The organism is Providencia sp. PROV048 (assembly GCF_033688165.1).
Classification (GTDB): domain Bacteria; phylum Pseudomonadota; class Gammaproteobacteria; order Enterobacterales; family Enterobacteriaceae; genus Providencia; species Providencia hangzhouensis.
On the sequence record NZ_CP096360.1, the window covers coordinates 2,409,960 to 2,422,220 of the forward strand.

General features: G+C 37.0%; 9 protein-coding genes and 1 pseudogene. 7 read left to right on the forward strand and 3 right to left on the reverse strand.

From position 1 onward, the window contains the following. Nucleotides 1–165: 165 nt before the first annotated feature. The 6 genes from M1F26_RS10565 to M1F26_RS10590 are packed head-to-tail and all read left to right on the forward strand — an operon-like array spanning nt 166 to nt 6,111. Nucleotides 166–582 carry a fimbrial protein gene (locus tag M1F26_RS10565; RefSeq protein ID WP_227528768.1) on the forward strand — a complete coding sequence of 139 codons (417 nt, stop codon included), beginning with the start codon at nt 166–168 and terminating at the stop codon, nt 580–582. Nucleotides 583–620: 38 nt separating this feature from the next. Beyond that, entirely contained in the window at nt 621–3,122 is a 2,502-nt protein-coding gene (locus M1F26_RS10570; RefSeq protein ID WP_140172370.1) for an outer membrane usher protein, read from the forward strand. A gap of 44 nt (nt 3,123–3,166) precedes the next feature. Then, nucleotides 3,167–3,922 carry a fimbria/pilus periplasmic chaperone gene (locus M1F26_RS10575; protein ID WP_227528769.1) on the forward strand — a complete coding sequence of 252 codons (756 nt, stop codon included), beginning with the start codon at nt 3,167–3,169 and terminating at the stop codon, nt 3,920–3,922. 41 nt (nt 3,923–3,963) lie between these two features. Continuing rightward, on the forward strand, nt 3,964–4,587 hold the full coding sequence (locus M1F26_RS10580; RefSeq protein ID WP_140172369.1) for a fimbrial protein: 624 nt from the start codon (nt 3,964–3,966) through the stop codon (nt 4,585–4,587). Between the two features lie 50 nt (nt 4,588–4,637). Then, nucleotides 4,638–5,537, forward strand: a complete 900-nt coding sequence (locus M1F26_RS10585) for a hypothetical protein (RefSeq protein WP_200129136.1) — start codon at nt 4,638–4,640, stop codon at nt 5,535–5,537. A 43-nt stretch (nt 5,538–5,580) separates the two neighbouring features. After that, nucleotides 5,581–6,111 carry a fimbrial protein gene (locus M1F26_RS10590; RefSeq protein WP_140170524.1) on the forward strand — a complete coding sequence of 177 codons (531 nt, stop codon included), beginning with the start codon at nt 5,581–5,583 and terminating at the stop codon, nt 6,109–6,111. Nucleotides 6,112–6,307: 196 nt separating this feature from the next. On the opposite strand, the gene M1F26_RS10595 is transcribed toward M1F26_RS10590, so the two are convergent. After that, nucleotides 6,308–7,930: a GMC family oxidoreductase gene (locus M1F26_RS10595; RefSeq protein ID WP_318837565.1), complete on the reverse strand. Its 1,623-nt coding sequence runs from the start codon at nt 7,928–7,930 to the stop codon at nt 6,308–6,310. A gap of 266 nt (nt 7,931–8,196) precedes the next feature. After that, nucleotides 8,197–9,093, reverse strand: coding sequence for a LysR family transcriptional regulator (locus tag M1F26_RS10600; protein WP_140170526.1), 897 nt, complete (start codon nt 9,091–9,093; stop codon nt 8,197–8,199). Between the two features lie 124 nt (nt 9,094–9,217). Here M1F26_RS10600 and M1F26_RS10605 point away from each other — a divergent pair. Further along, nucleotides 9,218–10,867, forward strand: a pseudogene (locus tag M1F26_RS10605) (alpha-keto acid decarboxylase family protein). A 38-nt stretch (nt 10,868–10,905) separates the two neighbouring features. On the opposite strand, the gene M1F26_RS10610 reads toward M1F26_RS10605, so the two are convergent. Continuing rightward, nucleotides 10,906–11,886, reverse strand: coding sequence for a Gfo/Idh/MocA family protein (locus M1F26_RS10610; protein ID WP_140170527.1), 981 nt, complete (start codon nt 11,884–11,886; stop codon nt 10,906–10,908). Between the last annotated feature and the right edge of the window lie 375 nt (nt 11,887–12,261).

Sequence of the window (12,261 nt, forward strand, 5' to 3'; positions counted from 1 at the left end):
CTCACCACGAGGTTAATAAATCTCGTGGTGTATATTTTATATGGTTACAATATGATAACAAAGAAAAAAGAAACTATTTTGTCATTGTGTTTTTTCTTACTATTACCCTTTTTTAAATGTGCTTTTGCAAAGAGTTCAATGGATTTGATAATGCAAGGTAGCATTATGGATACAGCGTGTAGTATTGATACTGGTTCTTATGAACAATCCATTGATATGGGTATATTACCACTGTCATTAATACAGCAAGAAGGACAAGGACAGGCACAGGATTTTTTTATTACATTAATTGGTTGCAGACTAACATCTTATACAGGCGAACTTTGGAAAACATTTGAAATTTCATTTGATGGGCCTGTTAATGGGGATTATTTTTCGGTATCGGGTTCTGCACAAGGGATAGCATTATTATTAACTGAATCGAATGGAGAATATATTTATCCAGGAAAAAAAACATTACCGAAAAGTATAAAACCTGGGAAATATATTCTGAATTATCAGTTAAAAGTTGTTTCAAATGACACACCGTTACGTGCTGGACAGTATCAGACATCGATCCGTTTCAAACTGGATTATTACTAATAATAAATAAATTATTGCTATATTTTAGGAATGTTTTTATGTCTTCGTTACCTATTTACACACCAAAATTAAAATTGTTAAGTATTCTTATTGGGTTAACAGTCAGTTGTGTGACTTTAACGAGCAATGCGAATAATTATATTGAATTCAATACTGATGTTTTAGATTTAGAAGACAAAAATAACATTGATTTAAACCAATTCTCACGCGCCGGTTATATTATGCCTGGGGTTTATAATTTCACTTTAAAAGTTAATAATGAACAAATATCTGATATTAACATCCCCTATTATTCTGGTGAGAACGATCCTGATGAAAGTCAGCCTTGTTTATCCCCAGAACACGTTAAACTGCTCGCGCTTACTTCAGAGTCACAGAAAAAATTAACATGGTGGCATGAAGGACAATGCCTTAATGAGAATAGTTTGCCGGGATTACTACTACGTGGTGATTTAGCTACGTCATCTTTATATGTCAGTATTCCTCAAGCCTACTTAGAATACACGTCAGAAAACTGGGATCCCCCTTCTCGCTGGGACAATGGAATATCAGCTTTACTTATTGATTATAATCTGAATGCAAATTCCACAAATTCCTATAATGGGGGACCGAATTCATCTTCAGTAAATAGTAATGGTGTAGCTGGTATCAATTTAGGTGCTTGGCGATTTAGAGCTGATTGGCAAAGTCAATATAACCATACGACAGGAAGTCAAGGCCGTCACCAATCTGATTTCACATGGAATCGTTTTTACGCCTACCGAGCTCTATCTGAATTAAAGGCTAAACTCGTACTGGGTGAGGATTATTTGGCCTCAAATATTTTTGATGGTTTTAGATTTATTGGCGCTAGCTTACAATCTGAGTTAAGCATGATACCACCGAACTTACGTGGATATGCCCCAGAAATAACAGGAATAGCACAAAGTAATGCTACAGTCACTGTTATGCAACAAGGACGGATATTGTATGAAACTCAAGTTGCGCCGGGTCCTTTTCGTATCCAAAATTTAAGTGACGCCATAACTGGAACGCTCAATGTTGCCATAAAAGAGCAAGATGGTTCTATTCAAGAATTTCAAGTTGATACTGCAAATTTGCCTTATCTAACAAGACCTGGACAAGTTCAATATAAATTTGCACTAGGCCAGCCAACGAATATTGATCGCCAAAGTGAAGGGGAAAATTTCATTACAGGTGAATTTTCTTGGGGCATAAGCAATGGTTGGTCTTTAATTGGTGGTAGTTTAAATAGCCAAAATTATAATGCATTATCAATGGGATTTGGGCGAGATTTGCTCGCACTCGGTGCTCTTTCATTTGATGTTACTCAGTCTATTGCCCGTTTACCCGGTGAAGGAACATTAAGTGGCAGCTCATACCGAATAAACTATTCTAAACGATTTGAAGAATTCGATAGCCAAATACAATTCGCAGGTTATCGCTTTTCAGAACGAAGTTATATGAGTATGAGTGAATTCTTAAATACTCAAAAAACAGGACTACGTAATTATGGAAGTAAAGAGCTATACACCATATCAGTCAATAAAAATTTTCAGGATATAGGATTATCATTATATTTAAATTATAACCATCAGACGTATTGGGATAAAAAAGATAATGATTATTACAGTTTAATGCTATCCAAATATATGGATATTGGCCCAATAAAAAATATGAGTATTAGCTTATCTGCAAATCGTAGTTTTTATAATGGTGTAACCGATGATAGCGCTTATGTATCATTATCTTTCCCACTAAGCAACGGAGCGAATGTGGGTTATTCGATGAATACAAGCCGCTATGATACGACTAATCGTGTTTCTTATTATGACAGATTAGATGATAGAACAAATTATCAGGTCAGTGCAGGTGCAAATCGAAAAGGTGGAACTGCAAGTGCTTTTATTTCGCACCAAGGAGATAGCGCTCGCTGGTCAGTTAATGCAAACCATATAAATAACCAATATAGTGCTTTTGGTCTTTCCACTTCTGGTGGTTTGACTTTGACAGGAAAAGGTATTGTTGCCCATAGAATAAATAATCTTGGTGGAGCTCGTATATTAGTTGATACTGATAATGTTTCAAATATTACAATTCGCGGTATTGGCGTTCCTGTTGAATCAAACCGATTTGGGAAAGCAGTTATTTCAGATGTCAGTAGTTACTATCGAAATAAAGCACAAATTGATTTAAATAAACTGCCTGATGACATTGACGCCCAACAATCCGTTATTCAAGCAACATTGACTGAAGGTGCCATTGGATATCGCTCATTTTCAGTTATTTCAGGTCAAAAAGTTATGGCTGTTATCGTACTTACTGATGGTTCTCATCCACCATTAGGGGCCCAAGTAACAAACCATAAAAAGCAAAATGTCGGGATTGTAGGCGATTTAGGTAATACTTATATTAGTGGTGTTCATCCTTCAGAAACAATGAATATAACATGGGGTAAAAATATGTCATGTGAAATAACTTTTCCTTCTGAATTAATGAATCGAGAAGTTCAAGACAATTTATTACTTCCTTGTAACTAGGTAGTAAAAAACAAATAATTATTTAATTTAAATAGATGAAATTAATGTATAAAGGTAATAACCAAGTGAATATCAAAAAAATATTAACAAATGTTTTTTTAGGGTCATTAGCCCTAAGTGGTTTTTCAGAGGCTGCAGTTTCATTAGATAGAACAAGAGTTATCTTTGATGGAGAGAACAAGTCAATCTCTTTAAATATTAACAATAATAATAAGCAACTTCCTTATCTTGCTCAAGGTTGGATTGAAAATGAAGAAAGTAAAAAAATAACATCACCATTGATTGTATTACCACCGGTTCAGCGATTAGAACCAGGAAAATCCAGTCAAATGAAAATTGAAGCTCTACCTGATATAAAAAATTTACCTCAGGATAGAGAATCATTATTTTATTTTAATATGCGAGAGATCCCACCTAAGAGTGATAAACCAAACACTTTACAGATTGCATTACAAACAAAAATAAAGTTATTTTATCGCCCTGAAGCAATTGCACCTCAGCAAAATAGTGCACCTTGGCAAGAAAAATTGCTACTTGAAAAAAAAGGGAACCTAGTTTTTATTAAAAACCCAACACCTTATTATATCACAATAATTAATGCAGGTGCTCATGAAAATACAGATGCAAAAGAATTTACTCCAATTATGATTGCACCCTTTAGTGAAATCAATATTGGAATGACAAATGAGCAACTAGGTAACACCCCCGTAATTACTTATATTAATGACTATGGTGGTCGTCCAAAATTAGTCTTTGATTGTAAAAATACAATCTGCTCTGTTACTAAAAAAGATCATTAAATAAATAGCAAAGGAATATAAAGCTAAATGAGGACATATTTATGAGCTTAAGAATATACCACTGGCTACGTTCAAAACATGTGGTCATTTCACTTTGCTTAGCCACAGTATTGCCGGCAACTGCTGGCAATAATAATCTGTTTAGGCCTACAGATGGTTGGGAGGTTGATGGCCAGCATGGAGTCATTCATGTTTCAGGTTCTTTAACTGAAAACCCATGCGAATTAGCCATGAAATCTAGTAACCAATCAATTTCACTAGGAAATATATCATTCAGTGATTTAAATTCTTCTGAGCAAGTGATGCAGCCTATTCCATTCCAAATTGAGTTGTTAAATTGCCTGCAAGTTCAAAGTGAGCTTCAAAATTTCCAAACTGGAAAAACGGTATGGAGTAGCACACAGCCTGCGGTCAAAGTTAAATTTTTAGCAGTAAGTGAACCTGAATATTCGAATATTATTCGAGTCAACGGGGCATACGGCTTTGGGTTGCAAGTAGCAAATTCAGCAGGGAAAATATTACCAATAGGTAAAGAAAGTAACCCAACGTTAATTGCATCAGGCCAAAATAACTTAACTTATTATGTCTCAGCTATCCGAACGTCCGGCCCACTCATACCTGGTGTTTTTTCTGCATTAATTGCTTTTGAAATGCTATATGATTAACGTCATAGCATCGCAATAATAATTTATAAAAATTGATAGGTAATAGCGTAATGCTAAAAAATAAAAACATTTATCTTATAAAAATATTGATGCTAGCTTTACTATTCATAATTAATAGTAAAGCTAATGCAAGCCCATTAAATCCTAACAGTATATATACAACAAGTATAAAGCATCCACTAATTAGTGATGCATACAATGTTATACCAAAAACGTTAGGCCCTTATTTTTTGTATATTCCAGATGAGATCAAAAACAGCACAAATACTGAATGTAATATTACAGTTATTGCAACTGGTCGCTCATCGACAGGCTCTATACAATCTATGGCAACACCAGATATTACTCTACTATCTGGGTTTAGTAGTATATATAATCTAGGTGTAGTTAAATACTATTCAGTCACACGAAACACACCTAAGCACTGTAGTGAGGTGCTACCTGATTTTGGTGTGAAATTTGGGCAGTTTAATGTTAGATATATCAATTTCTTCGATTATTCTGCATCTGCAACAGGTTATGCAGATACCTGTTTACAAATAATTGTGAATGACAAAACTGTAGGAACAACCTGTTCAGTTAATGTCCCTGAAATCCCTGTATTGCCTTCTTGCAATGTATCTATGCCATTAACTATATCTCATGGTAATGTCAATTCAAATAATATAAATGGAAATATTGCAAAAATTGACGGAAGTATATCATGCACTGGCGATATGAGCGCCACATTCCAATTTTTACCTGAAAATAAAATTGATTTATTACATGGTGTAGAAAGCCAATTAGATGTATGTGTCTCAGGAAAATGTATGTCAAATAATTTAGTTCAAACTGAGATTAAAAAAAATACTAACTTACCATTCTCCATTAGCTCAACTCTATCTGCATTGGGAAATCCTGAACCAGGTTCGAGGGTTGGAAATGCTATTCTATCTGTTGTAATTAATTAATAAAAATAAATTATTTAATTTATTGATTGGAGTATAAATAATTATGATATTCTTAATTCAAATAATAAAAGAAAGATTACTTTTACTATTTGCAATACTCACGAACACACTAATTATTTTTTTTAGTGGATTTTGTATTGCAGAAACCTATACATTAACAATTAAGGTAGATGTTATTGAAAGCACTTGTGATGTATATGGTGAAAATGGCCCTGGACAACCTATTGAGGTCTCATTTGGTGAAATAAATCTAAATAAGTTTACCAGTGAACGCTATACAAAAAATATTGACTATCATTTGGATTGCGGAAATAAATCATCCAGTAATCCAAATCTTAAATTAAAGCTTGAAAGCTCTAGTGCTGGCTTTAATACTGATTTAGTTGAAACATCCAACCCTAATTTAGGTCTAAAAATTCAAGCAGATAATACACTTTTATTACCTAATGAATACCGTAATTTCACTTATCAAACACAACCAGTATTAACTGCAACCCCAGTATTTCATGAAGGAAAAGAAATTGAACTCGGTTTATTTACCGCTTCTGGAATATTGAAAGTGGAATATCAGTAGCTTTATTTATTTTCAAGTAATTAGTACGATCGAACTTTTATCGTGAAAATAAGGCTATTCTACATTATAAATCAATAAAATAAAAATAGTGGTTTAATGTGCATACCACAACTTAACATTAGCTTGGTCTAAGTACCGTAAGATTATTGAAACAGCATAAAACTCAGGCGCTTGTCTTGGTTTTATGCTGTTTTTCCTATGTTGACCCATTACAGTTTCTATCTTCTATAATCATCGCTGCTGCGCGTTCTGCAATCATGATCGTTGGCGCATTGGTGTTTCCACTTGGAATTTCAGGCATCACAGAACAGTCCACGACACGTAAGTTTTCAATACCATGTACACGTAACCGCAAATCAGTCACTGATGTTGTGGTATCCGTTCCCATACGGCAAGTTCCCACAGGATGGTAAACCGTTTTACAAAAATTTCGGACAAACTCTTCAAGTTGAGCTTCATCATAGCGCACCGACGCTGGCGGCATTAGAACTTCTTTGCTTAATACTTGTAATGAAGGGCAATCCAATACTTCCAGTCCAAATTTAACTGCACGTTTGCAACCTTCCATATCTTCAGGTGACGCAAGATAATTAGCATGTATCTTTAGTGGTGCTTGTGGGTCTGCGCTGCGCAATAAAACTTCACCACGGGACTTAGGTTGCAGGTACCCTACCTTTAAAGAAAAGCCGTGGGCAGCGGGTAGAGGTTCGCCAGGAACATCATCCCAACTATCTAAAATAGGTAAAAAATGAATTTGTACATCAGGACGACCTTGGCTGCAACTGTCTTTAAATGCAGCGCCTTCTAAAACGTTAGAGGTGAGCAGTCCACTGCGAAATGCTATCCACTCTACCCCGTGTTTAATCGCATTTAGACCTTGGTCTGCGCCGAATAAGCTAATTGGTTGCTTAGTCGTGACGTTAATTGATATATGTAGGTGGTCATGAAAATTTTTGCCAACAGGCAGATTCACATGAGTATCAATCCCCAACGAAGATAGGTGTTCCTCTGGCCCGATCCCTGACAGCATCAATAATTTTGCAGAGCCCATCGCACCAGAACAAACCAATACTTCGCAACTAGCGAATGCCTCAACTTCATGGCCATTTTTCCCTTGATAAGCAACACCAATCGCGCGGCCATCGCGAATTATAATACGGTTCACTTGAGTGCCAAGCTTTAATGTCAACTTATCATTCTTTTCCACTGATTTTAAATAGGTTCTTGATGTACTGGCTCTTTCTCCATTATGCGTTGTCGTCTGGTAAAAGCTTGCTCCTTGCTGGCTTTCTCCATTAAGATCATTGAGATAAGGAAGACCATGCTCTTGTGCTGCACGAATAAATGCCATTGATAATGGGTGCCGATATCTATTTTCACTGACAGGAAGTGGGCCTTCTGTTCCATGATATTCCCCTGTCAAGCTTTCATTGTTCTCTGCTTTTTTAAACCATGGCAATACATCCGCATATCCCCAACCTTCACAACCATAGTTTAGAGCCCAATTATCATAATCTTGTTTTTGGCCTCGGATATAGATCATTCCATTGACAGAGCTGCTTCCCCCCAGCACTTTCCCTTGGGCTATTTGCATTTTACGGTTATTAGCGTGAGGCTCTGGCTCAGTTTCATAAGGCCAGCTTTTTTGGGCGATAATTTTAGCAACGCCCGCAGGCATACGAATAAACAAATGGTTATCGCTATCGCCCGCTTCGATAAGTAATACTCTAGATTGCGTTTCTTGGATCAACCGAGCAGCAAGAACACAACCGGCAGAACCCGCACCTACAATAATATAATCATATTTTACTGCGCTCATTTGTCACCCCGCCAAATAAAATAAACAATTTATTTTCATTTGCTTAACAATAGCGCCTTTAATTCATTAATGTATGAACAATATTCCGCATATGTGATTTAAATCAAAAATAATTTCTTATGTAATTATTTTATAATCTCAATAGATTCTGTTTATTAAAGAAAATTTTTAATTAAGATAAATATTTAAACCTTAGCAATATTCATTAATAAATGAATATTTTTGGGCTGTTTAATGCAAGACTTAGCAATACAGGACTAACTGCCTCATCTTGCCCTATTGGCCTTTAATATAGTTAACGCCAAATCATGCCATGCTTTGGCACGACGGCTTTGGTGGTGGTTTTTTACTGTCGCTAAAGCAATGTCGTAAGCCAATATTGGCTCAATAACTGGAATAACGGATAATCCCACTGAACTGGTATTCTGCCACATACTATCTGGTAGTAGCGTTACCCCTACCCCGGCTCTTACCATGGCAGTTACCAAATCTAAATGGCTACTGCGTCCGGAAACAGTGGGCTTTTTGCCATAAACACCGCAAGCACTGACAACCAGTTCATTAATTAGAAAGTCATCAGAAAAGAAAATAAAAGGCTCATCGACTATTTCACTAAATTTAACAAATTCACGGATCGCGAGTGGATGTTGTTTGCTGACTAATAGCATTAATCGGTCCGTTGAAAAGGGGTGTACTTCAAAGCGGTCATCAGCAAAAGGTAACATCACAGCGGCAGTTTCAACTTCACCATTTAACATTGCCTCACGCATTTTTCGGGTACCTAACTCAAGAATTTTCAGTTCCACCTGTGGGTAACGTTGGCTAAAAGCCATAATAATGTCAGCAAAATAGGTCGATGCTATCACGGGGGGTAGCCCAACAGGTAGCACACCAGATATAGGACCCGACCTTTCCTGTAACGCTTTCTTCATACAGCTAAACTGTGAAAGAATTTGCTTCGCATGAGCCAATAAAATGTCCCCTTCCTCCGTTAATTTAACGCCATCGACTTCCCTAATCAGCAATGTATATCCAAGCTCATCTTCTAATTTTTTAATACTGCGGCTAATCGCCGGTTGCGTTACAAATAAACTGTCTGCCGCACGACTAAAACCATTGAGCTGTACGACTTCAACAAAATAACGTAATGAACGAATGTCCATCCCCCCCCCTATGATTTTTAGTTATAGATAGAATGAGTTTAAGTGATTTCCTTTAAAGCACAATAAACGATAAAAATAATTCAATTTAGAATTATTAGCTAAGCAATTAATGGAGATCAGCATGATGAATAAGACGGTTATCGAATACGTATTGGACAGACTTTACCAAATCGGTATTCACGATATTTTGGGTGTTGCTGGTGACTACGCATTCCCTATTGAAGATGCAATATGTGAAAGTGAAAATATGCGCTGGATTGGCAACTGCAATGAACTTAATGCCTCATATGCTGCGGATGGCTACGCCCGCGTGAAAGGTGCAGCAGCATTATCGACAACGTTTGGTGTCGGCGAACTCAGTGCTTTAAATGGTATTGCAGGCGCTTATGCTGAACATCTTCCCATTTTTCACCTTGTTGGTATGCCAGCAAGTGGGGTACAAAAAAACCACCGCTTAGTTCACCACACTCTTGGAAATGGTGATTTCGATGTGTTTTATCAAATGAGCCAACACTTAAGCTGTGCTCACGCTATTTTAACGCCTGAAAACTGTATTGCCGAAACAGAACGTTTAATTACAACCGCTTTACAAGAATCTAGACCCGTTTATTTAGGTTTCCCTTCTGACTACGCTGTTATGCCAATTAAAGCAGATAAAACATCTGAAACTATCACTATAAATAAAAGTCATAGCGAGTCATTATCAGCTGCCGTTACAGCTATTGTCGAAAAGCTCACATCGAGTACAAAAGCCTGCATTATTCCTGGAATTTTAACAGCACGTTTCGGCTTAACGACTGATGTTGAGGTTATTATTCAGAAAACTGGCCTACCCTATGCCACTATGTTTATGGATAAAGGGGTCTTAAGCGAATCTAACTCTCGATATATGGGTATTTATAACGGAAAACAAATGAATCCTGAAGTGAGAGAATTTGTCGAGAGTTGTGACTGTGTTATGGGGATCGGGGCAGTATTAACGGACTTCAACTCCGGCAGCTTCACGGCAGCTATTGCCCCTGAAAGCTGTATTAACATTCTTTCTGACCACGTGAAAGTGGGCTCTGCTATCTATCCAAATGTATTGATGAAAGATGTGTTACATAAATTAAAAGAACTTGTGCCCTCACTGAACCATGTTGGGATCAAAGCCCAAGATTTAGGATCTCCACAACAAGGTGAAAATGGCCAAATTACTGCCTCATATTTGTACCCTCGCCTAGAAAAAATGTTCCGTAAGGACGATATTATTATTGCAGAAACAGGAACTGCATCCATGGGGTTAGGTTTTGCTTTATTACCTGAAAATGCACAGTTTCATAACCAAACCTTGTGGGGCTCTATCGGTTGGGCCACTCCTGCTGCATTTGGTGCAGCAATAGCTGAGCCACACAAACGGGTGATTTTAGTAACAGGAGAAGGTTCTCACCAACTCACTGCCCAATAGATTAGCCAGTTTGCCCGTTTTGGCTTAAAACCCATTATTTTTGTCCTAAATAATGACGGCTATTTAATTGAGCGGCTTTTGTGTAAAAACCCTGAAGCCTATTACAACGACTTACCCCAGTGGAATTATGCACAGCTTCCCGCGGCATTAGGCTGTAAAGATTGGTATTGTCAGCGTGTTACCAACTGTATTGAATTAGACAATGCGATTAAACAAGCCGAGCTATCGAACCATGCGGCCTATATCGAAGTGATCATGGATAGATATGCGGCATCTGAGCTTGCTGAAAAGCTTGGTAAATCAGTAGCATCTTTATATTCATTTTAAATTGACAAATTATGGCAGCCATAGCGCTGCCAATGTATTTATGATTCAAATACCAGCCCTACATCGTCCCGTGATTGATGCAATATTTTTGAAACAATTAATGCTAATTCAAGCAATTCATTACATTTAGCATGGCTTTTAGTGCCAATTTGCTCACGAAAGAATGCAAACTCATAGACCATATGATTGATTGTTGCATCCCGAGATACGCTGGATATTTCCCCGTCAATGCAAACCTCGACTGACTGGCAAAGACTTGGAGCCCCCTTGATACAAATATACCCTTTGGTACCTTGAATAATAAAGTAACCAGGGCTCGCCGAATCTTTCGCTCCCACACACAATGCAACTGAACGCCCAAAATGGGCGGTTAATATCCCTGATGTATCAATTCCATTAAACCCTTTATTACAAATATAATGGCTACTATCGGGTGCTCCTATCAAAGCCGATAACAAATAAATGTTATATAGATTAATATCATAGAGCGCACCGCCTGCTTGCTGAGGGTCAAAAGCGGCATGAATACGGCCTTGCAAATAATCATTGTATCGACTTGAATATTGGGAGTAATTACCGTGAATCACTTTGATTTCACCAATTTTATCAATATGTTGTTTGATAAAATGAAATTCAGGAGTATGAATAGACGTAATGGCTTCAAACAAAAAAAGCCCTCTAGTCTGTGAAATGGAAATTAACACCTGCAATTGTTGCCAATTTGGTGTAAACGGTTTTTCGCATACCACATGTTTGTCGGCCATCAATGCATCAAAGGTATACTGAAAGTGCAAATGATTTGGCAAACCTATGTATATCACCTCAACATCAGGGTCTTGCAGGAGTTCTTGATAATCAGTATACAACTTTGCTATACCAAATTGTTGGCAAATAACCTGCCCCTTTTCAATACTTTCCGCCCGAACACACAGTGCAACTAGCTCTATCCCCTGCACCTGTATTAAGGCATCAAGAGCCGACATGATTATTTTTCCAGAACCGACCAGCGCGAGTTTCATCTCTGTTATCCATTAAAGAAAGTGAATTTCATTCTGCCATAAGGCTCATTATTTAAGAAATACCTTCGATGCTTTTTTGATAACCTCTGCCATTTCCGAATTTTCCCCTTAAAAATTCAATAAAAACGACGATTTTTTTCGCTGTAGGTTCTTTTATTTATTGCTGGTGTACGAATCAATTTCACTAGGTGAACCAAATAACCGCCATAAATGACGATTAGCTTCCCATTTACAATCATTTCTATTCACGTTGCCATCAAAACTTTCTCGTTTTACGTTTTATATAGCCAATTGTTTTATCTTATAAATATTTTATTACTCTTTTTTTTACTGACATAAACCTTTTTAAAACCCTAACTCACATCACAATTTATT

Bases quoted from the DNA above. Each gene is read 5' to 3' on its own strand.
- M1F26_RS10565 (WP_227528768.1), top strand. From the start codon at position 166: ATGGATACAGCGTGTAGTATTGATACTGGTTCTTATGAACAATCCATT.
- M1F26_RS10570 (WP_140172370.1), top strand. From the start codon at position 621: ATGTCTTCGTTACCTATTTACACACCAAAATTAAAATTGTTAAGTATT.
- M1F26_RS10575 (WP_227528769.1), top strand. From the start codon at position 3,167: ATGTATAAAGGTAATAACCAAGTGAATATCAAAAAAATATTAACAAAT.
- M1F26_RS10580 (WP_140172369.1), top strand. From the start codon at position 3,964: ATGAGCTTAAGAATATACCACTGGCTACGTTCAAAACATGTGGTCATT.
- M1F26_RS10585 (WP_200129136.1), top strand. From the start codon at position 4,638: ATGCTAAAAAATAAAAACATTTATCTTATAAAAATATTGATGCTAGCT.
- M1F26_RS10590 (WP_140170524.1), top strand. From the start codon at position 5,581: ATGATATTCTTAATTCAAATAATAAAAGAAAGATTACTTTTACTATTT.
- M1F26_RS10595 (WP_318837565.1), bottom strand. From the start codon at position 7,930: ATGAGCGCAGTAAAATATGATTATATTATTGTAGGTGCGGGTTCTGCC.
- M1F26_RS10600 (WP_140170526.1), bottom strand. From the start codon at position 9,093: ATGGACATTCGTTCATTACGTTATTTTGTTGAAGTCGTACAGCTCAAT.
- M1F26_RS10610 (WP_140170527.1), bottom strand. From the start codon at position 11,886: ATGAAACTCGCGCTGGTCGGTTCTGGAAAAATAATCATGTCGGCTCTT.